Here is a 25,108-nt window from a genome sequence, read left to right on the forward strand (position 1 = left end):
TATCATAATATACTTAAAAAGTGTTGAGCTATAAAAACTAAATATAAAAATGTATAAATATGTAACAAATTGGTTATATTTTATATAAATTTTTAAATTTAATTTGCAAAATTATTGTTTTTTTCAAGGAAATACGATTATATAGATATATTATATAAAATTTTTAAAGAAAAATCATGGAAATCAAATGGAGTAAAGATTTTAGCATTAAAAACATACAATTAGATAAACAACACGAACTAATTTTTGAAATTGCTGAAATTGCAAACGATTTAGCTTTAAAAATTCAAGATAATGATGTGCAACACAAAAATGATTTAAAACAAATTCTTACAAAGTTATTCCAATATGTAAAAATTCATTTCAAAGATGAAGAAAAATTTATGGAAAGCATTGATTTTCCTTTGATTGAAGAACATAGAAAATCTCATCAAATATTATTAAAAAAGACTAAAGAACTTTTAGAACACTCAAATGATATTGTTAAAATGTCATTTGAACTTTCAACATTGACCAAAGATTGGATTTTAGATCATTTTGCTATTGAAGATTTATGGATAGCTAACTTCACAAAAAAAGCTCTACATCTTCAAGAGATTCATTATAATCTAGAGCAATACATAAAATTAAAATCAATTAGGCAAGATTTAAAGACTGAAAAAACCTATGATTATATTTGCAACTGTTATTTGCGTACTCATGCAGTTCCACAAACCATACACGAAGAACTTGTTAGCAAAGAAAATACTTTAAAATGTGAAAAATGTGGACAAATTTTAGTGCATTTAGATCATATTGATTTAAATCAAAATTATGAAATGTTAAATCATATCCTCGAAAACATAGGAGTGTAATGATGAGCTATGAAATAAAAACTTTAGAAACTTTCAATCCTTTTGAAAGTTTAAAATATGAACAAGCCAGCACAGATCAAATTCTTGATTTTAGAATTATAGATTTTAAACTTCTGTGTTCTAATATAAAACCAGCAAAAACAAAAACTTATGAAAGAAAGGATTTTGACTTATTTTATGCGGATGATTTTTTTGTAAAAAATTACAATACCATGGTGCAAAAATTTCTTATAGAAATTTATCCAAAAACACAAAAAAATTGTTTCGTGGTTAAGCTTAAATCTAATCCTAGTTTAACTTATCTTAAGGTCAATATTAATTTTTTGGATAATTTTAAATACTATCCAAATTTAAAATTTGACATTTTGCAAAATATTTATAAAGTAATGATCAAGCAAAAATTTTTAATCTTAAGACTTGATAAAAATTTATTTGACAAGATTGATGATTTTATCTTATCAATACAAAAAAATCCATCTATTAAAGAAATAGAGCTTGAAATTGCCAAAGGTGTAGATAAGATTGAACATAAAAGCGATGAAATTATTTATCATAGAGATGTTAACGAAGAATGTTTTGACGAAAATATTAGCTATGATGAAGGAAGCTACTGTAAACCTATTGAAAAAAATGAGCTACTTTTTGAATATATTTATAGAATTCTTGGCAAAGAAGGTAGAAATTTAAGAGGAGAAATCCTTCATTTAAATCCAATAGCTTTTTTTGATAATCCTTTTATCATAAAAGACGAAAGCATTTATACAGAAGAACTAGAAGATAGAATTAAATATTTTAGTGCAAATTATGGATTTTTAAATAAAGACCGATCAGGATATAGCGTTACAAATAATTTAAAATTATCACAAGTAGGACTTAAAACAACTGGTTCAATCAAAACAAATACTGATGAAAATATAAACTTAGAAATCACTAATTTCGATATAAATGATGATGCTGTTAAATCAGGTATTGTAAATGTTCAAGCTTCAGACATAAAAGTAAATGGAAGCATTGGAGCGACAAAACTTTATGGAAGAAATATCAGCATCAAAGGCCTAACTCATGCAAAAAGCGAAATTTTTGCACAAGATATTTTTATTACAACACACAAAGGAACTTTGCAAGCTGATACTGTATATATAAAAAATTTAGAAAACGGGATAGTTATAGCCAAAAATGTATTTGTTGAAAACTGCATGGGCGGAAAAATAGAAGCAGAAAATATTTATATTTGCAATTTACTAACAGATAATACTTTATATCCAAGAAAAAATCTAATCATAACAAACAATATAAAATTTAAAAACAATATCGTAGTTTCGCCACTAGTTTCTATTGAAAACAACTCAGATACAGAATGCGAAAATCTTAAAAATCTAAGCCTTAAAATAAAAAGTAAGCTTGATGACACCATAAGCAAAATGCAAAATTATTATGATTATCTAATCAAAAATCAAATCAAAATCATCAAACTTCAAAAGACTAAAAATCCTAGCGCCATAGAAATGAAATTTTCAAATCTTTATCACGATATCATAAAAAAATACAATCATCTTAGCATTTCGTATAAAAAACTTATAAAATTAAAATATCAAATTGATGCGAAATTAAATTTCTTAAATGAAATGGTTTATAATGTAAAAATATACATAAAAGCCGAAAATATCGGAGAGGATAATTTTTTAAAATTTTATCCTAAAACAAACACCGAGCTTGAACTAAAGCATCAAATAAATTTAAAAGATTATGAAAAAGTTTTATACCTTGAAAAAGGACAACAAGCAAGCTATATTAAATCAAGTCAGGATTACAGTGAAAGCGATATAGAAGAAGTTAAAATTATTTTTGAAAAATTAGAAAAAGATAATTCCTAAAAATTATCTTTTCATATTAATAGCTTTTTGTATCATTTGATCGCTTGTGGTAATGCTTTTTGAGCTTGCATCAAAGGCTTTTTGAGTTACTATAAGATTTGAAAGCTCTACACTTAAATCAACATTAGATTGCTCTAAAAAACCACCTTTGAATTTAGCTGTATTAACAATCTGTCCATTTTTCATAATAAAACTTGCATCACCGCTATTTGCCGTTGCTGCAAAAATATTATCTCCCATAGCAGCCAATCCTTGCTCATTGATAAAATTATATAAAGCAAGCTTTCCAACTATAGCATTTTTACCATTGCTAAATTGCGCTACAATACTTCCATCATCAGATATATCATATTGTTTAAAAAATCCTTCGGCTACACCATCTTGCTGTGTAACTACATTTTTTTCAACGCCTTCTTTAATATAAATCCCACTATAACCCGAACCAGGTTTATTAGCATCATAAGGAGAGCCTAAATCAATATTAATTGTTCCGCCATTTGGGTTTGCAATGCTTGTAATATTGTTTTGAAGCAAAGCACCATTTTTATCAAAAACCATATTTCCTTCAGTTGGATTGCCTACGGCATTGCCATTAGAATCATAAATTTGGGCAATGGCTTTATATTGTATATTATCGCCTTCTTGCGGCAAAACTCTTTCAAGTGTAACCCTTAAAGTACTTTTACTTCCATCTGCATTATAAATAGGGGATTCTAAAATATCTTTATTGGCTTTTTGTTGTTCTGTTGAAATTTGAGCTGTATCAAGCTTGATGCTATTTTCATCCAATCCTTTTAAATCAAGCTCATTGCTTTTAAAATTAAGATTTTCATCTAAAGTTGCTTCAAAGCTTTTTTTTACGCCATTATCGTCAGTGAAATTTAAAATGATCCTATCACCCACTTTAGCACTAAACACATCTTCTTTGCTAACACTACCGCTAACTACATATTTTCCATCTTCGGTTTTTGTAATGTTAAATTTACCAGGATCAAGATCTACTTTAACTACTTCTGTTGTTGTGTTAGTATTTAAACTTCCACTCCATTTTACATTTTGAGTTACTTGAGGAGGTAAATACATATTCACAGGTACTTTAATAGCCCCTTGAGAAGCAGTTGTGCCTATACTGAAAGAATTATTTGAATTTACGGTAAAACCATTATTTACCGGAGTTCCTGTGTTAAGATAATCCCCCATAAGCCCCGCAACCCTATCGCTATAGTTGATACCGGTAAAAGCAGGGTTCATTGTTCCTAAAACAAAATTTCCATAAGAATCTACCAAATATCCATTTGCATCTCTTTTAAACGATCCATTTCTAGTATAGTAAGCATTGCCATCCGCCCCTAAAACCCCAAAAAATCCTTTTCCTTGCAAAGCCACATCAAATTCGCCATCACTTGCAACAGGAGAACCCTGTTCAAAAACCACATTAGAAGAAGCTGATCCTGAGCCATATCCACCTTGAGCTGGGTTGGTTGATTGAGTTGTTATGGTAGTATAAAAAATATCCTTAAATTGAGCATCAGAATACTTAAAACCTGTAGTATTAACATTAGCTATATTATTTGCATAAATATCAATACCAAAACTATTTGTTTTAACTCCAGAAATTCCATTATAAAATGAATTCATCATAGCTTATGCCTTTTCTTCTTTGTCGCCATCTTCTGTAGATCCAGACCCAGAAGAATCTCCATCACTTGAACCACTATTTGAGTCTCCGCTTGAACCACTTTCTCCAGTAGATGAAGATGAGCTAAGCTTATAATCTGTTATTTCTTTAATTTGATCAAAAGGCACTTCTTTTCCGGCCATTTTAGCTATAGCTTGTCCATCTTTAAATACAATACCCTCTATAGGATATGTACCATAATTTGCAGTGATTTTTTCGCCATTTTTATTGTTATAAACCATTTTAACAGTGTACTCACCATCACCTGCATAAACCCCATCATTATTTCTTCCTGGCCACTCCATAGTAAATAGACCTTGAGAAATGGATTTAGCATCGCTTTTTTCACTGAAAACAAGTTTATTATTACTATCATAAATTTCTAGCGTAACACCATTTTCATCAGAATCTTCAGGTAAATACATTTTAAGAGCAATAAGCTCATCTGCGCCTGTAAGTTTGATTTTATTATCTAAAACAGTTGCCATTTTACCAATAGCCCCCAAAGCTGAAGTACTCATACTCGTACTAAAAGAATTGGAAAGTTTTTGCATAGTTTCAACCATTTTTTGCATAGTTGTATTGGTATTTTGTTGCATTTCAAGCGCACTAAGCTGTGAGGTTTGTGTAAGCATTTTATCACTATCCATAGGATCTGTTGGATCTTGATGCTGAAGCTCAATCAAAAGAAGTTTTAAAAATGCATCTTTATCAAGAGTTGCATTAGGGTTACTAACCACACCGGAGCTATTGCTACTAGATGAATTATCCACTTTCGTATCCTTGTTGCTTGTTTGGTTAGTATTAGCAGTATTTGTCCAGTTAAGATTACTATTCCAATTTGTTGTTGCCATGATAAAATCCTTTTTTTACATTCAGTCTTTTTTAATTAAAAGCAATAAGTGTTCCAACTTAGAAATACTTCGCTAAAACAAGCTCTAGATTGACTTTTTCACTTTCATTTTTTCCATCTAAAGCATCTTTAAAACCATATCCACTACGATTTTTTCCTTGATTTTGATTTTGCTCTCTTTTTCCTTGATCGCTAAAATTCATTTCAAGTCCAGTAAATCCCATATTTACAAGAGAATTTTTAAACTCGGTTTGATTTTGGATAAATAAATTCATTGCATTAGTATTAGAGTTGAAATTAATATGAAGGTTATTACCTCTTTGTATCAAAGTTACTTCAACTTCTCCAAGATTATTAGGATTTAGAGTGATACTGAGCTTAGTAATAGGTGCTTTATATTGATCTACAGCCTCTTTCAAATCTTGTGAAAAATGCTGCAAAGTCTCTTTAGGAGTGATATTGCGAGCATTATTTTGCGTTACTTTATTTAAATCTTTGACTAAAGAATTTAGCTCATCTAAACTATTTTTATCTACATTTTCACTATGCGTTATTTTTGTTTGTTCTTGAGTAAAAGTTTCTTTATTAGTATTGTTATTAAAATTTGCATTATTCTCTTTGTTTTGAACTACTTGAGTTTTATTTAAATTTTCAAAATTTAATTTTTGATCAAAGAAATTCTGTTTTATATCTTTATTTTCTTTGTCGTTGTTTTTAAGCTCTTTATTTAAACTAAAATCTTTTTGTGTTAAATTTGAAACTAAATTCTGAACATCTTTGACAATTTCTTTATTTGAATTTTTATCAAGATTTAAATTTTGATTATTGTTCTTTAAATTTTTATTCTGATCTTGTATATTCTCTTGATTTAAATTGTTTTTTTCTTGATTTTTATTTAACTCTTTATTAAAATCTTTGTTTTCTTTATTTAAATCTTTAAGATTTGTAAGCTCCTGAGTGCTTGCATTGTCTTTTAACTCTTTGTTTAAATTTTTATCTTGTTTTGTACTATCTTTAATCAAATCTTTAAGATTGTTATCTTTATTTAAATTATCTTGGTTTTTTTTATCTTTTATATTTAACTCTTCTGTTAAATTTTTTGCAAACTCATCATTTTTGATATTTTTTAAAGTATTTTTAGCATCTGTGGCATCTTCTTCTATTTTTGATTTAACTTTATTATTTTTTTCATGTTTATTCTCTTTAGATGAAAGTATAGAATCTAAATTTTTTAAAGTTTGAGAAAGTAAAGAACCGCTATCTTTAGAATTTGTTTTTTGCGTAGAATGAGTACTTGTAGTATGAGTTGTATTTTGTAAATTGTGATTTAAATTTTTACTCACATTGGAAATTTTATTATTGATGATTTCTTTAAAAACATTATCCACAGCACCTTTAAAAAAATCAGCCTTATCTAAATTTGGAAAAGTTGCTTTAAGATCAAGAAGACGATCTACTTTAATATTTTTTACATTTAAACCCAAATCTTTAGCTATGTCCAAAAGCTCACTAAGATTTGATGCACCCTTTAAAGCATTAAAATTAGCCTCTGTTTTAATAAGACTAGAAAGCTGAGTAGAAAGATTTGCTAGTTTAACATCTGCTGTATCTGTTTTTAGTTTATCCAACAAAGAAAGAATTTGCATAAAAGAAGCAGATTCGAAAATGCTTATCTTATCACTCTCATCAAAAGCTCCTTTTTGAAGTCTATTCATCGCTTCATTAACAACTTCTTTTTGACTGATCTTCATATGATCAGGTAAAAATTCATTAGTTTCATCGATAGAATTAAGCAAAGAATTTAAAAAACTCTCTGTATCATCTTGAGTTGAATTTTTACTATCACTACTTTCATGTTCCTTATTTTTACTGGTTTTACTAAAAGAACTGCTAGTGGTAGAAGCTTTACTCGGCGTAAGATTTAAAACATCATTTTGCGGAGCTAAATTTGACATCACTTTTCCTTCAAAAAAATTATTTTAAAAATTTATCTACCATTACATTAGGAAATTTTTCTTTCAAATAAGAATCTTCATATACTTTAATCATCTTATCTTCATTTAAAGCAGTTAAGATATTTAAAAGCTCTTCTAAATTTTTAGCATTTAAAATTTTCTCTAAATTTTCTTCATTTTCTAAAATTTCTGTAAGCTCGCTTGAAATTCTTGCCATTTTTTCGTTTTTATCTGATCTAAAAGTTTCTAAAAGTTCTAAAACTTGAAGCAAAACTTCATTTTTTCTCTCAGCTAGATCGCTTTTAAATTCAACAAAAATCTCTTCATTTAATGGTTTTGACATTTTAACTTCCTTTTTAAAATTTTAATTTCATAAGTTTTTAAAGCAAGAAGTGTTCCAAGTTTTGATACTTTGTAGTTTAAGTTAAATTTTTGTATAATCTAAGCTTTTAAAAATTTAGCTTTGGAGAAGAAAATTTGGAAAACATTAGAAATATAGCAGTTATAGCTCACGTTGACCATGGTAAAACCACTATGGTAGATGAATTGTTAAAACAATCAGGCACCTTTAGCGAAAGAGAACAAATTTCAGAACGCGTTATGGATAGCAACGATATAGAAAAAGAACGCGGTATTACCATACTTTCAAAAAACACAGCGATCAATTACAAAGGCACAAAAATCAACATCATAGATACTCCAGGGCATGCTGATTTTGGCGGAGAAGTAGAACGCGTTTTAAAAATGATTGATGGAGTTTTGCTTTTAGTAGATGCTCAAGAAGGTGTTATGCCACAAACTAAATTCGTTGTTAAAAAAGCTTTATCTTTAGGGCTTAAACCTATAGTTGTAATCAACAAAATCGACAAACCAGCTGCTGATCCTGAAAGAGTGATCAATGAAATTTTTGATCTTTTTGTAGCCCTAGATGCAAACGATGAGCAACTTGACTTTGCCATAGTTTATGCTGCAGCAAAAAATGGTTATGCTAAGCTTGATCTAAACGATGAAAGTGATAATATGGAGCCACTTTTTAAAACCATACTTGAACGCGTTCCAGCACCAAGTGGCACAAATGATAATCCTTTACAACTTCAAGTTTTCACTTTAGGGTATGATAATTTCGTAGGTAAAATAGGCATTGCTAGAATTTTCAATGGGGTTATAAAGAAAAACCAAAGCGTAATGCTTGCAAAAGCTGATGGCACCAAGGTAAATGGTAGAATTTCAAAACTCATTGGCTTTATGGGCTTAGAAAAAATGGATATCGAAGAAGCAGGAAGTGGAGATATCGTAGCTATAGCAGGTTTTGAAGCTTTAGATGTGGGTGATAGCGTTGTAGATCCAAACAATCCTATGCCACTTGATCCTTTACACATTGAAGAACCAACTTTAAGTATAGTATTTTCTGTAAATGATGGCCCATTGGCAGGAACTGAAGGAAAACATGTAACTTCAAATAAAATTGCTGAACGTTTAGAAGCTGAAATGAAAACTAATATTGCTATGAAATACGAAAGCACAGGCGAAGGTAAATTTAAAGTAAGCGGTAGGGGTGAACTTCAAATCACTATTTTAGCTGAAAATATGCGTCGTGAAGGTTTTGAGTTTTGCATGGGAAGACCTGAAGTTATCGTAAAGGTTGAAGATGGGGTTAAAACAGAACCTTTTGAACATTTAGTTATCGATGTACCTGAGGAATTTAGTGGTGCGGTAATAGAAAAACTTGGCAAAAGAAAAGCTGAAATGAAAACTATGGCACCAACAGGCGATGGACAAACAAGACTTGAGTTTGAAATTCCAGCACGCGGACTTATAGGTTTTAGAAGCCAGTTTTTAACCGATACTAAAGGCGAAGGCGTGATGAATCATAGTTTTTTAGAATTCCGTCCTTTTAGTGGTGCGGTTGAAAAGCGTAACAATGGAGCGTTAATTTCTATGGAAAATGGCGTAGCTTTAGGGTATTCTTTGTTTAACCTTCAAGAGCGTGGAGTGCTTTTCATAGAGCCTCAAACTAAAGTTTATACCGGTATGATTATAGGTGAGCACTCTCGTCCAAATGATTTAGATGTTAATCCTATCAAAGGAAAGAATCTTACCAATGTAAGAGCAAGTGGAAGCGATGATGCAATCAAGCTTGTACCACCTAGAAAATTAAGTCTTGAAAGAGCTTTAGAGTGGATAGAAGAAGATGAACTTGTAGAAGTTACACCTGTAAATGTGCGTGTTCGCAAACGCTATCTTGATCCAACTCAAAGAAAAAGAATGGAAAAAGCAAAATCTTAATGGATTTAAAAAGCTTAGAAAATAATAGACTTTATATACTTAAACGCTTAGGGATCTTAAAATTCCTAAGCATTATCGAAGCCTTGCTTGTAGGCTTTTTAGCCTTTGTTTTTATAAGAGATTCCTTAATTGCAGTAATTTTAGCTGTTTTTGTAGGTATTTTTTTCTTTCGTTTTACAGCCAAAAAACTAAAACTCGCACAAAAAGAATTACAAATTGACGCTTTAAATTTATTTTTGCGTCGTTTTGAGGCGAAATTTAAAAAGCAAAGTTTAAGCCAAAAAGACTTTTTAAAACTAGAACTTACAAAGGATTTGAAAGAATTTAAAAGTCAAAACTGCTTTGAATTTAAGGATTTTAAAATTTACGATATTCAGTTTTTGGACGAAAACAAACGCTTTTTTTGCGGAATTTTACTCGAAATTTTAAGTGCAAACAAAAATCCTAGCTTTGAAAACGAAGAACAAATTTATATCAAACTTAAAGATAAAAACTTCACTTTAAATCATATCTTTTCTAAAGAAAATCATTATCTTATCGCTACTTTAAGCAATCCTTTCTTTATAGATATAAAAAAAGATTTAGAAAACAATTTCAAAAATCTAGAAGAAAATCTAAACTCTATAAAAAATAAACTATTTAAATAACTAACATAAAGTTAATATCATAAAATTTTAATAAATATTAATTATATGCTTTAAAAATATATTACTTTTAGTAACACTTTAAAATTTAATTTTATTTAAATTATTCTTATTATGCTTAATATTTAAGAAAAAATACATTAAAATCAATTTGAACTACAAATAAAAAGGAGGAAAATCATGAAAAAACACATTTTATTGCTTGGTTTATGTCTTAGTTTGAGTCTTAGTGCTAAAAGCGTGAGTGATTACAAAGTAGGAGAAGAATTAAGCGACAAGGAAGGAGTAGAGTATTTTAAGGAACTTTCTAAAAGACCTGTGCAAGAATGGCCAAATAAAAATTTAAGCATCAATGATGTTCCAAAAGGCAAGCAAGGGGATTTAATCCGTTATGGCATAAAGCTTTTAAGCAAGACAGAAAGCACTCTAGGACCCTATAGCAAGCTAAAAAAGACAAGCAACGAAGTAAACTGTATTTCCTGTCACATGGACAATGACGGCAATGGTTTACCAGGGACAAAAAAATATGTTATTCCATTTTTAAATGTCCTAAACAATTATCCAAGACTTGATATAGAAACGATGAAAATCATCTCTGTTGAAGATAGAATTCGCGGAATGGGCGGAACTGACTCTCATAAATTTCCTAATGATTCTAAAGAAATGAAAGCAATTTTAGCTTATTTTAAATGGCTAAAAGAAGCTTATGGTATCAAAGACGGCGTAAAACTTGAAGGAGATTTTTTTGCTAAGATGAATTTTCCAAATCGCCCAGCTGACCCTGTGCGTGGGAAAAAGCTCTTTGAAGAAAATTGTGTTGCTTGCCATGGCGAAAGAGGACTTGGGGTAAAAAATGATAATTACGAACAAGGTAGTGGACATTTATATCCATCTTTACTTATCTATCCTGATGGTGGACACATGGCTATGATACCATTTTTAGCAAGATTTTTAAAATCAGCCATGCCTTTTGGTGCGAGTGCGGATAATCCTATATTAAGCGATGAAGATGCACTAGATATAGCAGCTTATGTCAATACAGGTTTTGTAAGAATGCCTATAACCACTACAGAAAATCGTGCAGGACTTGATACAGCTTATAGCAAATCCCCATCATTAAAACCTGAGTATTTTGCCTCACCACAACAAAATTTAGACCCTAAAGAATACATAAAAGTAAAATACGGACCTTGGAAAAATCCAAATCACTTCCCAGGAGAATGATTAATTTTGGGCTTAGCCCAAAATTAATCCTCATCTTTTGCTAAATTTTCAAGACTTTTAATCCCTTCTTCACCTATCAAATTTCCACCTTGTAAGTCGCTAAATATCGCGTTTAAAGAACTCACTATGGCAGTGGAATTAAAACTTAGATTTTCTATAGCTCTTTCTCTTTTTTTCCATATATTTTGCAAAGCCCTTTTTTCAGCTTCTAACTCTTCTTTCATATTTTGATAAGTTTTGAGTATAAAAGTGATTTGCGTGTTAAATTCCTTAGAATTTAAGTATTCGTATAAAATGTGATTTTTTTCATCTTTGTTTTGCAGGGCATTTTTGAGTTTATAAGAATTTATAATGCTTTCTCTAAGCACTGCTAAAACACCTTTAAATTCATTAAAAGTACAGATCAAAATTCCTTCTTTAAAATGCGTTTTTTCTTTATCTTTTGGCATAGTTTTTGTGATCAAAACCGCTATATCACTTTTTGCGGCTATACTGTCTAGCTTAAGCTTATCCAGCCATTCTTTATTAAATTCTTTAGTGCGTTTGCTCTCATACAAAATACTTCCACAAATATTTCCAAAATTATCCTTTACTATATGCAGACAATCAGCTCCATTTACGCCCTTTGGCACTTCTTTTACTTCATCGCTTAAATACTCACTTTGTATGTATTCTTCTATGAGTAGTTCGGCTGCTTCGCCTTGGAGTTGCTGTGAGCCTTGTTCTATCCTGCGTTGTGCGTCTTCTAGCTTTTGGGCTACGCTTTTAAAATTCGTTTCTAGCTCTTTGTATTTAAGATCTTGCTCTTGAGTGCTTTTTTGAAATTCAAGACGCATTTTTTCTCTTTCAAATTCCAAATTTTTGTTTTCTTGTTCTTTAAATTCTTTAAAAGCCTCTTCTTTAGCTTGAAATTTCAATCTTTCTTCATTTTCTTTTTGTTCTCTTTTAAGTCTTTCATTTTCAGCCTTTATGCTTAAAAACTCGCTAAGTTCTTTGCTTTTTTTCTCTAGTTCTTCTTGCATGATTTTCATTTCATTTTCATGCTCTTTGTTAAATTTCTCGCTGAATTCTTTTTGGAAATTTTGCTTTTGTGTAAGAAGTTCTTGTTCAAATTTTTGCTTTTCTAAAAGAAGCTTTTGGCTTACTTGCTCGCTTATGAGTTTTTCTTGTTCTATCTTTTGAGTTTTTAAATCATTTAAAGCTTTGGTGTATTCAGCTCTTTTAGCATTTACCTCATCATCAAATTCTTTTTTTTGTTTTAGCATTTCTTGCTTAGCTTTATCTAAAATTTGAGCATATAAAGCAGTGCTGATATCGATAAAACTTCCACAACTTGGGCATTTGATTTGTTCATTTTGGTTTAAATTTTGCATAAAAAATTTCCTTAGAATTTTTCTCTAAATTTAACATAGAAAAACAAAGATTATTCTAAGATTGACTTGTTAAAATCATTCTTTTAGAATAATTAGGATTACAAATGCAAAAACACACCAAAATTCACGGCTTTGCCAAATTTAAACTTATCATTATCCTTGCTTTGATGTCAAGCATAGCACCACTTTCTACAGATATGTATTTGCCTGCACTTTCTCATGTGGAGCAAAGTTTTCAAACCAACTCTTTTTTAACCCAACTTAGCCTTGCAAGTTTTTTTATCGCTTTTGCTTTAGGACAGCTTATATATGGGCCTTTAAGTGATATTTTTGGGCGTAAAATTCCAGCTTTGGTGGGGATATTTTTCTTCATCATTTCTAGTTTGTTTTGTGTGATCATTGATGATATTTATGCTTTTATCGCTTTGAGATTTTTTGAAGCACTTGGGGGTTGTGCAGGTGTGGTTATCGCAAGGGCTATTGTCAATGACTTGTTTGAGATCAAAGAAGCTGCAGGGATTTTTGCTTTGATGATGGTTTTTAGTTCTCTTGCTCCTATGCTTTCGCCAACTTTTGGGGGAATTTTGCTAGAGTATTTTTCATGGCATAGTATTTTTGCGACTTTGTTTGCTTTGGGAATTTTGCTTTTTTTGATGATACTTTTTGGTTTAAAAGAATCCGCACCTCATCTTAAAAACAAAAAATTTTCCCATCATGAAGCGATGAAAAGCTACAAATTTGTTTTAAGCGATAAACGCTTTTTGGTTTATATACTATGTGCTTCTTTTGCTTTGGCGGCGATGTTTGCTTATATCACAGGATCAAGCTTTGTTTTTACGCAGTTTTTTGGCCTGAGTGAGCAAAAATTTGCTTTGCTTTTTGGGGCAAATGCTTTAGGTTTTGTCATCTGTGCAAATATCAATGCGAGATTGGTTTTAAAATACGAAAGCGAAAAAATTTTGGCAAAAGCTTTGATGATAATGTTTATATCGACCGTGATTTTACTTGTAAATGCCTTTTTTCATCCAAATTTCTTGCTTTTTGAACTTAGTATTTTTACAAGTATCGCTATGCTTGGTTTCATCGCACCCAATACCACGACTTTAGCCATGGCAAGGTTTAAAGAACATAGTGGAACTGCTTCTGCGGTGCTTGGAACGGTGCAATTTGGTTTTGCAGGTTTTATCTCCTTCGTGGTTGGGGCTATTAACGCAAATACGCCGATAATCCTTGCTTTTGTAATGTGTGCTTGCGTATTGGTTGCAAATATGATATATTTTCTAATCAAAATAAAGGAAAAAAATGAAAACAAATAATATCTTTATGGCTTTAGCCATAGTTTTGGCAAGTTTGATTCTAGCTTTTGGATTTAATAAGGCTTTAAGTGATTTTAAAACACTTGAAAGAAGTGTAAGTGTAAAGGGTTTAAGCCAAAAAGAAGTCGAAGCAGATACTTTGATACTTCCTATAAAATTCACAAGATCAAATAACAATCTTACAAATTTATACGAAGAACTAGAACAAGATAAAGAAAATATCATTAAATTTTTAAAAAAACAAGGTGTAAAAGAAGATGAGATCAGCTACAACTCGCCAAACATCATAGATCGTTTAAGCGATCCTTATGGCAACGACACTCAAGCTACATACCGATACATAGGCACTGCGAATTTACTCATCTATACGCAAAACGTAAAGCTTGGAAAAAGCATACTAGAAAAGATTTCAAGTCTTGCAAAATTTGGCATAGTAACAAAAATCGATAATTATGACATAGAATACCTTTACACCAAGCTAAATGAGATAAAACCTCAAATGATAGAAGAAGCAACGCTCAATGCTAGAAATGCAGCGATAAAATTCGCACAAGATTCAAACAGCCATCTAGGCAAGATAAAAAAGGCTTCTCAAGGGCAATTTAGCATTAGCAACAGAGATAAAAACACCCCTTATATAAAAACCATAAGAGTGGTTTCTACTATAGAATACTATTTGAAAGACTGATGATAAAATTTCAAGCTAAGCTTTAAGGCTTAGCTTGGCACTATGGAATTTTTTCGTGCGGTTTTTTGGAGTGAGAAAATACAAAGCAAAAGGATAATGCCATATAAAACACTGGTAGATTTTATGGTATTTTGGATAATTTCATCTTGATTTATCACTTCCAAAATCCCTTCAAAACTTGATTTAAATTTCAAAAGAGCCAAAACACTTTTTAACCTATCCTGACTATCTTTTTGTTCAAAAAGAGCCATTTGCTCAGGTGATAGTTTTTCAGATATAGAAAAAAATCTTTTTATGATACATAAAATATCTATTCCTTGAATAAAATTTAATTTTAAAATTTGATTGAGTTGAACAGATACAACGCTATTGTTGTTTTTATTGTCTATCTCTTCTATAATATTTTTTAAATTTGATGTGTTATTTTCTAACTCATTTAAAACCTTTTTATAATCACTTTCATATTTATCATCATATACTTTCAAAATTTCTTTTAATTTTTCTTTATTTGCCATTATCAGAGTTTTAGCTGAATTTAACTCTGTAAAAGAAATGTTTTGATCTTTTAAATGGAGATTAAAATCATTTTGCAATATGCTTGCTAGATTTACAATAGCACTCGTATTTAAATCATTTAAACTTTTTTCAAATTGACTTTCATAAAGCTTATCTGATGAAAAAATTCCCGCAAAAGGATTTATAAGTTGTGGTTTTATAACAACAATCATAACTAAAAAGAAATAAACAAGCCAATGAAAACAATAAGATATAAAAGAAATTGAGTTTATATAAGGATACAAATAAATCAAAACAATCACCAACAAACAATAAAAGAGCAACGCAAATATAATATTGCTAAATGAATTCAATAAAGTTGCGTATTGTATTAACAACAAAGCTATTAAAAATGATAAAAAAGCAAATGAGATTAATTTTATATTTTTTATCTTTTGTTTTTTAAATCCTAGATGCACAATTGTTATAACCAAAATAGAAAGAAGAAACGCTCTAAGAAACCAAAAATTAGTTTGTTTATCAATGTGATAACTTAAGTAAGTAATCAAGCAAACCAAACAACCAAACGCAACAATATTTAAACTAGCAAAATTAATAATTCTAGGCAAATTTGTGTGATGAAGACTTGTAACCCTGTAAATCCACAATAACAATACACTAAAAGTAAGATTAATAGAATTTTTATCTTCTGATTTAGCAGCAATAAACGGCTTATTCTTCTCTTTATAACAACTTTCTACTTCAAATAACAATTCTCTCTCTTTCGCATAAAGCTCTAACTTGTGCCATTCTTGAGCTTCTAAGGTATTATTTTGAGTGATTAAAACATCTTTTATGACTCTGAAAGAATCTTTTAAATGTTTGGCACATTTTAATTTACAATTATTATTACGCTGTTCTTCTGTTATTTCTTGTTTATTTTCACACGTCTCATCTTGATAATTATCTTCTATATATTTCTCCACTGATTTAAAATCTAGCTTATCTATATCGACATTGATTAAATTTGCAGCTTTTTGCTCTTTAAAATAACAAGCACTAAAATTCGGAATCTTATGAAACTTTACTCCATAAAAACAAGCTATATCATCAAATTCACACTCGTGAAAATCAGCATAACTATAAAATTCAGAATTATTAAAATAAGCATTATCTTCAAAATGAGTATTTGAAAAATTTAATTTTACTTGATTACCTTTATCTTGCTTATATCCAAATTCGCAATCCATAAAATAACATCTATTTTTAAATTTATTTTTCCATAAATTTATTTTTTCTATAGCACAGTTTTTTATAAAAAAATATCCTTTAAATTCGTTTTCTTGCAAATCTAAGGATGTGATTTTTTTATCTTGATTATCATGGCAATTTATAAAAACCAAATGATCTAAAAATTGGTTTTGATGCATGTCTAAGTCATTATAAAATGCACACTGATTAAAAGTTAATGTTTTTTCAAAAATAATATTTTTTAATTTGATTAACAAGTTTTCAAAAGTACAATTGTAAAAATATAGATGGTTTTTAATTGTCTCTATATTATCTTTTTCCAAGTCTTTTGGCTTAATTGCACATAAATCAATATTACAATTATTAAAAATAACATTACACGGAATACTTTTTATCTTATCATATGACAAAGATATATCTATTTTGCCGCCTCCTTCATTGCAAACCAAATACCATTTTCCATCATCATGAAATAGCTCATCTTTTTGCCTAAAGTCTTCTTTTTCTTTTATTTTTTTTATTATTCCATTTGTTTCTTTATGACTTGGAGTAAATATATATCGTTTATCTATAGATAAAACTTTGGACAATTCGTCAATATCAGCAGTTTCTTTGCCATCACTTTCACTCTTATGATTTTGATGTGTTTCTTCACAACATTTTTCTAAGATCTTAGGTGTTTCTTTCATCATTTAATCCTTTCTATCTTTTTCAGCTTGGCACTATGGAATTTTTCCTAATTGTCTTTATAAAAGAAAATGCAACAAAACCAAAAATTATTGTATAAATTCCACCAAACACACTAAGCGGATCTAACATAGCTCTTTTATCTGTAAAAATTCCCATAGCGGGGATAAGAATTTTTGGTGAAACCGCTAGAACCAAAAGAGTTATCACATAAGATATGATTATAAAAAATTCTCTCATATATTTTAGACATAAAGCAAATCCAACTAAACCCAAATAAATAAAAAGTATCATAAGATTTACAAATATCATAAGTAAATAATTATCCTGTATGATAGAATTTATATGATGATTATAAAAATCCAATGAAAAATACCAATGCTCCAAAATAGGCTTATATCCAAGACTATAGTTAAAACCAACAACCATCGCAACGCTTGATATCACAAAAATCCCTATCACCAAAATAAGCGAATTTAAACTTTGTAAAATATCAGTATGATGATCACAAAGCTTGCGATAAAAGAAAAGTTGATATCTGTCTACTATATCTTTAAAAGTTATAGCTTTTTTATTTTTTAACTCTAGCTCTTTGCAATAAAGCTCGTATTTATGAAAATTTGAAGCGTCTAAAAGATTATTATCTTTTATCAAAGCACTTTTAAAAGTCCTAAAAGAATCTCTAAAATCATTTGCTGCTTCATCTTTTGGTTTGCATATATTTTCTATAGTGGTGTTTAAATTTTGAAAATCAAATTTAGCTTTTATATTTACTAGATTTAGACTATCTTTAAAAACAGATTGAGAAAAATTTGGAGCCATGTTAAAAGTAGATCCATAAAAACAAGCAGCGTTATTAAAATTACAATTATAAAAATTTACAATTGAAAAAACACATGAGACAAAATATACACCTTGTTTAAAAGTACATGTTCCAAAAGTGATATTTTTTATATTTTTTTTCCTAAAAGCAATTATTTTTTTAAATTTACAACTTTTAAAAGATATATTTTTTTCTTGTAAAAAATCATCTTCTATTTCTATGCCATCATCAAAATTTACCTTGAAAAAAGAAACTTCTTTTTTAAATTGATTGACTGATAAGATTTGTTTATTATTAAAATTTATATTCTCAAAGAAAACATTATCATGAAAGATATTTTTAAAATAAACATCTTCATGAAATTTAATTCCTAAAACAACATTATAAAAACACCCTATAAAAATAATTTTTCTATAAACAAAACACTCACTAAATTCTATTTCGGAATTTTCTTTACATTTAAATTCTAATTCTAGAATATTATTACTATCAGTTTTATCAATAATCATATTTTTAAAATATGCTTTTTTAATAATTTCATTATTAGAAAATAGAATTGCTTTTGTAAAATTAACTTTTTCCATTTGAATTTCTTCATAAGAATTGTTCATTAAAACAACACTATCAAATACAATATTTTTAAATTTAATATTTTTATTAAAATTACTTTTAGATATCTTAAAAGTTTTTGAAAAATTAATATCTTCAAAATAAAAATCACTATTTATATTAGTATTGATAATTTCGAATTCAGATTTAAATTTACATGTTTTTATATACAGTTCGTAATTAAAAATTATCTTTATAAAAAATGCATACAACTTTATATCTTCACTTGAAACTTCATTATTTTCATGATCGACTTCTGCTTTTTTTATTCCAAAATATTTAAACATGCATGTATTAAAATATAATTTTGGATAATGTAAATTTTCCTTAGTTGTTTTAGAATAAAAATCTGGTTTTATATTTCTTTGTATTTCATTGTTATCTTGATTTGCGCTAATCAATAATACTACATTTTGTCTACCATCTTTAAAACTTTCAAAATAAACATCTTTAAAACTACAATTTTTAAATTCTATGCACTCTATTTTAAATATATTTTTATCTATATCATCTATATGTATTTCATAATTATCTGACTTTAAAATTTTTACTTCTTGTAATTTATCATATTCTATTTTTTTTATTTTTAAATAATTTTTATCACCTTCAAATATTATTTCGCTAGAGCTATTATGTTTTTTAAAATATTCCGAAAAAACTATCGTTTCAGTCATCTTCCTATCACTCCTACAATTTGCCCCAAATAAGGCAATAAAGCAATAAAAACACTATACTCTTATCACTTAAATATTTCAAAACAAAAAATATCTTTTCTTTCGCTTTTGTTTTATCATTTTCTTTTAAACTATCGATAACCAAAAGTAAATTTTCTATTTCTTCTTTTTGATTTTTATCTAAAATATCATCTGAAATTTTACTTAACTCTTCTAATATTTGATCTATTATTATATTTTGAGATATAGTGGCATTTGCTGTGTTTGTATTGTTATTTTTGATATCATTATTTATATTAATCAACTTTTTATCTTCTTTTATTTTTTCACTTTCATCTTTTAATTCTGCTAAATAAATTTCCATTCTAACTATCATTTTTTTAAACATTCGACCATTTTTAGATCATTTTCAAATGGTTTTCCAAGGTTGACACCACATTCAACATAAGGATAACCTATATAAAATTTTTCATTATATACCTTATCATAAATTGTTCTTATATAATCAATTTGTTTCCAACATTCTGATGGAATTTTTTCTTTTAAAATTTCTTTACTTTCACTAATATGCTATGTTAATTTCTCGATTTTATTTTGATTCATTTTTACTCCTTGTTTTCTATGATTTTTATTTCTTCTTCGGTTAAGTTATAGAGTTTATAAACGATGGAATTGATTTTATTTTCTAGTTCTTGGGTGTTTGTGTTTTTGTCTTGTTCTTTGGCTTTTAGAATTTCATCGACTAAATTTATAAGCTCATCGGCTAATTTTTCATTTTTAGAATTTATTTTTGGTATAGGAAGTTTTTCTACAAATATTTTACTCATTTCATAACCACTAACACCTAATTTCGCTCCAATTTGCTTAAAATAATAAAAATTAACATTAGAATTTAGCAATGCCGTTAAATATAATAATTCTTTTTTATTATTTGATTGATGAGATAAGATGAAACATTTTTGATTTAACAAAAAGAATTCATTGTCAAAAAACGCTATAAATTCCTTATTCATATTTGGATACACTATCTTTTCCCTTTCAAATTCTTCATAATAAGCGATATTGTCTTGAGCTTCAAACCATTTATTGCTAGTTTTCTTTCTACAACCTTTTTCTCCGCTTTGTTCTATGCGTGGTAAAAATTGAGATAAATATTGCTTTAAAGCAGGATATTGTTCTATATCGATTTTTAAACTTGGAAAAGTTCCTATCACCCAAAGTCCCGCCCACTCGTAACTATATCTTTTTATATCGCGTCCACGTAGCATTTTGCGCATAAGTTTAGCGGTGCGTTCTTTTTCGGCTTCATCTTTGCAATTTGCTAAAATTTCATTTCTTTTTTCAGTAGTGATGATAAAGGCTTCATTATAGCCTGTTAAAATTCCACGATATATATTAAGCCCATGCCATTCTTTAAGCGGAGTTCCTATGCGTTCTATCTTGGCCTTTAAGGCACTAGTATTCTCATCGCTAAAAGTGAAGCTTTCCTTGCTTAAAGAATTTTGCGAAAATTCTGCAAAGTCCTTATATAAGCCAATGTCATAAGCACAAGTTTTTAAAATTTCATTGCTTAGGGCAAGGTATTTGAATTTATTATCTTTGCTTTTTGATTTTTCAAAACAAAGTATAGAAGTATCCACTGTAGCACTATCAAAAACTTTTATGCCGTTTAAATCAGTGTATTCTAAAAACTTAACATTTTTAAGCAAAAATTCACGCAAAGCTTCCCCATATCCTGCACGCGTGTATTTGTTAGAAGTGATATAGCTCAATACCCCCCCCCTATCTTTTAAAACATTAAATCTTAGTTCATAAAAATAAGTATAAATATCGCTCGTGCCTTTATAAACCTTATAATTTTTAGCTAAATGAGGCTTGAGTTCTTTAAGCTCTTCTTGTCTTATATAAGGCGGATTGCCGATGATGAGATCAAAGCCTTTGAAATTTCCATCATCGTCCAAAATTTCAGGGAATTCAAAACGCCATTCAAAAGGATGTGATTTTTCTAGTTCGAAAATACGCTCATAAAGCTCTAAAAGATTTTTAAATTCTTTTCTTGCTACTTTTTCATCAAAACTGAATTCAAACATATTTTTAGAAAAAAAGCTTTTAAATTTTTCATCGTGATGTTCATTGGCTAAAAAATCGCCGTATTTTTTAGAATACTCGTTTGCCCCATTTGTGAGCTGTTTGATCTCTTTGTTAAATTTATCTTTCAAACAAAAATTTTTAAAGCTTTCTTGGAGATTTTTTATTTCCTTGGCAATGAGATTTTTATCTGTGTAAAAGCCTTCTTTATAGTCTTTTACTATGCGTTTATATTTGCTCATACGTTCTTTGATGTTAGGGTAGTGGCTTAGACTTTTGCCTGTTTCAAAGTAAGATACCAAAGAATTTCCGCATTTTATGTTTATATCGATGTTTGGCAGGGTTTTAAGATCATGATAATTCTCATCATCAAAGTTTTGGTAAAAACTGTGTTTTAAAAGCTCTATCCAAAGCCTTAGCTTGGTGATCTCGCATGAGTTAGGGTTGATATCGACTCCAAAAAGGTTGTTTTCTATGATGTCTTTTTTGGTATAAAAAAGTTCTTGCTGGATAAGATGGGCTTTATCTTTAGGCGTACTTGGGCGTTTATACTCTATAAACTCGCCTTTTCTACCCGTGATGAGAATTTCATCGTTTTGTACTTCTAGGTAAAACTCTTCATCAAAAAGATTTAGCTCATCATAGATACTCAGCATAACATTTAAAGCAGAAACCAAAAAATGCCCACTTCCCACCGCAGGATCGCAAATTTTTATAGAGTTTAAAAGCTCTTTTTGTGCTTTTTTGTCTTCTTTTCTTAAAGACTTTCTTAGTTCGTTTATATTTTTAACATCAAGATCAAATTGAGCGTTGAATTTATCAAGCACAACTTTTGTGATGCTTTCTTTACACATATAAGAAGTGATAAAGCTTGGCGTGTAAAAGCTCCCTTCTTTGTAGCCATTGAGTTTTTCAAACACATTTCCCAAAACGCTTGAGCTTATGAGTTCTTTTTGGCTTAAAATTTCGCTTTGCTCATCATCACTACCAAAATCAAAGCTATCCAAAAATTCAAACAAGTATTCCAAAAGCCCCACTTGTCCTTTTTTAGCCTTGCATTTATCATCTTTTAGCACGGTGTTTTTATAGTAAAAAAGCTTTAAGTCATTGCTTAAGCTTGAAATTTCAAGTGTGTTTTCTATGCTTTGTTTTTCAAACAAAGAAGAATTTAGATAAGGCAGATAGGCAAATTCGCTTTTCTTTCTCGTGCTTTTTTCTTTGGCTAAGACTTCAAAGAAAAGTTCGCTAAGCTTGTCAAAATCAGGGATTTTTTTGAAATTTAAAAATTTCAAATTTTTATCATCATTAAAACGCACCAAATTTGACTCTATAAGCTTTAAAAACAAAATGCGATTAAGCCATAAGATCAAAAGTTTTAAGATGGTTTCAAAATTTTCTTCTTTAAGCTTAGAATTTATAGCGGTGTAGAAAGTGCCTTGCTCTTCTTTGCTTTCTTCACTTTTTGCGATGATGAGTTTTGAGTTTTGTTTGCTCTCACAAAGCCCTAAGATATATAAAAGCTCTTTGTAAAAAGCATTGTTGAGTGAATTTGCATCGTTGGGGTTAAACTCATTTAGCAAAAAGTCTCTATGAAAAGTTTTAAAAATACTTGCTAGCTTTTTAAAATTTGATTTTTGTTTGTCTTTTAAAAATGTCAAGTCAATCAAAAAGCCTTTTAAGTTTTCTTTGGAATTTTCTATGAGTTTGGCTACTTCTTTATAGAATTCTTCAGTATTACCTTTGAAAAGTGAATTTGGATTACAAAATTCTTCAAAAAGTTTTTTAAAACTTGGATTTTTATAAAAAAGCTCTTCAAACTCACTAATTTTAAAAATGTAAAATTTATAAAAATCTGTGATGATAATAAATTTTAAGCTAAAACTATACTCTCTATTTCTAAAATAATATAAAATAGTCTCGTGTAAGGCTTTAGAATTTACCTTTGTATGAGTGATAAATTCTTTTGAATTTGGCTTTTTAGCCTCGATGAAAACTTCTAAGTCTTTACTAAACTCATCTTTAGAGATGGATAAGTCAATCTCACTTTTGCCTTTTTGCTTGGTTTTGATGTGAGTTTTGAAATTTAACATGGTTAAAAATGGACTAAGTGCATTAGCTACAAGATAATCTTCATTTTCACTTTGCGAACTTTCAAGTCTTTCTAGATATTGCATTAAAGCCTTGTTAAATATATCAAATTCATTTTGCATGATTTGCTTTTTGCGGTAGTATGGGTTGAAAAAATCTTTTTCATTTAGCAAAGTGAAATGCATTTTTAACCTTTATAAAAAATATTTTGTATTTTATCAAATTTTACTTTTATATAAAATTTTTTAAGAATTTAATATATCATTAATACCTTTATATGCTTCCTGTATAGGTTTTTTAATAAAAAAATCATTTAAAATTTGAATAAAATCTTTTTTAGAATTTTGATTTTCAATCAACCAATAAATAAAAGCGTATTCTCCTTCTAATTTTTCATTGTTTATTAATTTATCACAATAATAGTGATTTTGATATTTTCTAACATTTTCTTCTTTTACATCTTTAAATAATTTTAAACATTCTTTATATTTTTCATTTTCTATATCTTCTTCATCATCATTTGAAATTTCAAATGTCAAACCAATAATATCATAGTATTTTTTTTTAAAATAAATATATATACATGGATATATGCTTTCATTCTTATAATCAATAGGATAAAATATAAACACACCATGATTAACACGATTTTCTTCTATTTTATTGCCGATAAAAGTTATATCACCTATTTTAATTTCCTTATGTTCAAAACTATCAAAAAATTCTTCTATTATATATTCGCAGATGTTGCTCCATTTATGCTGAATAATATCTTTAGCTTTTTTATAGTTTTCTTCATTTAAATTTTTAAGCTCTGATTTGTTTTTGTTATATCTATATAAAATCATCGCATTTTTTAAATTTTGCATTTTTATATTGTCTTGAAAAATAAATTCTAGTACATCATCTCTTTGAGCATACTCATCTGTCATATACCATTGTAAAATACTTTTGTATTGATTTAGAGTAAAAATAATGTTTTGTATATCAAGAATAAATTTTTGATCTTTGCTTGATTTTTCTTCATATATTTTTATACACTCATCAATCCATTCCTTAATCCATATGTAATCCATCTTCAAATAATAGCTAACATTATTTTCATTTTTATCTTTAATCAAATTTGTCTTTATTGTAAAATTTCCCAAACTATAATCACTAGGACTAGCACACTCATCTTGATGCAAATATATAGTCAATATGTTTTTATAACAATCTTTTATATTTTTGATATTTTTTCTTACAAAATTAATATAATCTTTCAATTGATTTTTTTGATCTTTTGCATAAATTTTATTTTCTATTATAATATATCTTTTATCACTTAATGTTATTAAAATATCTATCCTTCTATTATCTTTTATGCAGGCTTCTGTTTCTACACTTTTTATATCTTCTATGTTTAAATTTTCAAATTTCGTATTTACTAAACTCTTACCAAGTTTTTCTAAAAATACCTTTGCAAAATTTTTTTGATAATGATCCTTATTTATATCAATTAAATAAGCTATAAATTTAGAATGATAATTTTCTTTTGTTTCGATATTCAAAGCATCAAATATATTTATATCACTCAAACCATTATTCACATCTTTTTCAAATTTAATATCTTCTTCAAGCAATCTTTCAATAAATTTTTCCATGTATC

General features: G+C 28.5%; 17 protein-coding genes. 7 read left to right on the forward strand and 10 right to left on the reverse strand.

Annotated features, from left to right (window positions below; all coding sequences use genetic code 11):
- Window positions 1-176: 176 nt before the first annotated feature.
- Window positions 177-854 (forward strand): hemerythrin family protein, encoded by a 678-nt coding sequence (locus AJ881_RS00485; protein ID WP_002860894.1) that lies wholly within the window; start codon window positions 177-179, stop codon window positions 852-854.
- Between the two features lie 2 nt (window positions 855-856).
- Window positions 857-2,728, forward strand: coding sequence for a flagellar assembly protein A (locus AJ881_RS00490; protein WP_070282838.1), 1,872 nt, complete (start codon window positions 857-859; stop codon window positions 2,726-2,728).
- Between the two features lie 3 nt (window positions 2,729-2,731).
- Here AJ881_RS00490 and AJ881_RS00495 read toward each other — a convergent pair whose 3' ends face one another.
- From AJ881_RS00495 to AJ881_RS00510, 4 genes are read right to left on the reverse strand one after another with little or no spacing between them, the layout of a single operon-like run.
- On the reverse strand, window positions 2,732-4,369 hold the full coding sequence (locus AJ881_RS00495; protein WP_070282810.1) for a flagellar hook-basal body complex protein: 1,638 nt from the start codon (window positions 4,367-4,369) through the stop codon (window positions 2,732-2,734).
- A 3-nt stretch (window positions 4,370-4,372) separates the two neighbouring features.
- The gene (locus tag AJ881_RS00500; RefSeq protein ID WP_148123004.1) at window positions 4,373-5,260 is read right to left on the reverse strand and encodes a flagellar basal body rod modification protein; all 888 of its coding nucleotides are present in this window, start codon (window positions 5,258-5,260) and stop codon (window positions 4,373-4,375) included.
- A gap of 58 nt (window positions 5,261-5,318) precedes the next feature.
- Window positions 5,319-7,217: a flagellar hook-length control protein FliK gene (locus AJ881_RS00505; RefSeq protein ID WP_083259458.1), complete on the reverse strand. Its 1,899-nt coding sequence runs from the start codon at window positions 7,215-7,217 to the stop codon at window positions 5,319-5,321.
- Window positions 7,218-7,233: 16 nt separating this feature from the next.
- Window positions 7,234-7,557 carry a hypothetical protein gene (locus AJ881_RS00510; RefSeq protein ID WP_002868349.1) on the reverse strand — a complete coding sequence of 108 codons (324 nt, stop codon included), beginning with the start codon at window positions 7,555-7,557 and terminating at the stop codon, window positions 7,234-7,236.
- Between the two features lie 134 nt (window positions 7,558-7,691).
- On the opposite strand from AJ881_RS00510, the gene typA reads away from it, so the two are divergent.
- The 3 genes from typA to AJ881_RS00525 all read left to right on the forward strand — a co-directional run bounded on the left by typA (window position 7,692) and on the right by AJ881_RS00525 (window position 11,368).
- The gene (gene typA / locus AJ881_RS00515) at window positions 7,692-9,500 is read left to right on the forward strand and encodes a translational GTPase TypA (protein ID WP_070282816.1); all 1,809 of its coding nucleotides are present in this window, start codon (window positions 7,692-7,694) and stop codon (window positions 9,498-9,500) included.
- Window positions 9,500-10,147 carry a poly(A) polymerase gene (locus AJ881_RS00520; protein ID WP_070282818.1) on the forward strand — a complete coding sequence of 216 codons (648 nt, stop codon included), beginning with the start codon at window positions 9,500-9,502 and terminating at the stop codon, window positions 10,145-10,147. Before typA ends, AJ881_RS00520 begins: the two co-directional genes overlap by 1 nt.
- 177 nt (window positions 10,148-10,324) lie before the next feature.
- Complete coding sequence (locus AJ881_RS00525) at window positions 10,325-11,368, forward strand: c-type cytochrome (protein ID WP_070282820.1); 1,044 nt, start codon at window positions 10,325-10,327, stop codon at window positions 11,366-11,368.
- 23 nt (window positions 11,369-11,391) lie between these two features.
- Here the strand turns inward: AJ881_RS00525 and AJ881_RS00530 are convergent, their stop codons facing one another.
- On the reverse strand, window positions 11,392-12,741 hold the full coding sequence (locus tag AJ881_RS00530; RefSeq protein WP_070282822.1) for a DUF2130 domain-containing protein: 1,350 nt from the start codon (window positions 12,739-12,741) through the stop codon (window positions 11,392-11,394).
- 104 nt (window positions 12,742-12,845) lie between these two features.
- On the opposite strand from AJ881_RS00530, the gene AJ881_RS00535 reads away from it, so the two are divergent.
- Together AJ881_RS00535 and AJ881_RS00540 are read left to right on the forward strand one after the other, a co-directional pair.
- Window positions 12,846-14,057 carry a multidrug effflux MFS transporter gene (locus tag AJ881_RS00535; protein WP_070282824.1) on the forward strand — a complete coding sequence of 404 codons (1,212 nt, stop codon included), beginning with the start codon at window positions 12,846-12,848 and terminating at the stop codon, window positions 14,055-14,057.
- Window positions 14,044-14,745 (forward strand): SIMPL domain-containing protein, encoded by a 702-nt coding sequence (locus AJ881_RS00540; RefSeq protein WP_070282826.1) that lies wholly within the window; start codon window positions 14,044-14,046, stop codon window positions 14,743-14,745. Before AJ881_RS00535 ends, AJ881_RS00540 begins: the two co-directional genes overlap by 14 nt.
- A gap of 29 nt (window positions 14,746-14,774) precedes the next feature.
- Here AJ881_RS00540 and AJ881_RS00545 read toward each other — a convergent pair whose 3' ends face one another.
- The 5 genes from AJ881_RS00545 to AJ881_RS00565 all read right to left on the reverse strand — a co-directional run bounded on the left by AJ881_RS00545 (window position 14,775) and on the right by AJ881_RS00565 (window position 25,103).
- Window positions 14,775-17,180 (reverse strand): hypothetical protein, encoded by a 2,406-nt coding sequence (locus AJ881_RS00545; protein WP_261665666.1) that lies wholly within the window; start codon window positions 17,178-17,180, stop codon window positions 14,775-14,777.
- Between the two features lie 22 nt (window positions 17,181-17,202).
- Window positions 17,203-19,284, reverse strand: a complete 2,082-nt coding sequence (locus AJ881_RS09520) for a pentapeptide repeat-containing protein (RefSeq protein ID WP_261660162.1) — start codon at window positions 19,282-19,284, stop codon at window positions 17,203-17,205.
- A gap of 13 nt (window positions 19,285-19,297) precedes the next feature.
- Complete coding sequence (locus AJ881_RS00555) at window positions 19,298-19,660, reverse strand: hypothetical protein (RefSeq protein WP_126252085.1); 363 nt, start codon at window positions 19,658-19,660, stop codon at window positions 19,298-19,300.
- A gap of 229 nt (window positions 19,661-19,889) precedes the next feature.
- The gene (locus tag AJ881_RS00560; RefSeq protein WP_070285329.1) at window positions 19,890-23,645 is read right to left on the reverse strand and encodes a class I SAM-dependent DNA methyltransferase; all 3,756 of its coding nucleotides are present in this window, start codon (window positions 23,643-23,645) and stop codon (window positions 19,890-19,892) included.
- Between the two features lie 60 nt (window positions 23,646-23,705).
- Window positions 23,706-25,103 (reverse strand): PD-(D/E)XK nuclease family protein, encoded by a 1,398-nt coding sequence (locus AJ881_RS00565; protein WP_070282834.1) that lies wholly within the window; start codon window positions 25,101-25,103, stop codon window positions 23,706-23,708.
- Window positions 25,104-25,108: the final 5 nt, after the last annotated feature.

The sequence above is a fragment of the Campylobacter sp. BCW_6460 genome, from assembly GCF_001762705.1.
Classification (GTDB): Bacteria; Campylobacterota; Campylobacteria; order Campylobacterales; family Campylobacteraceae; genus Campylobacter_D; species Campylobacter_D jejuni.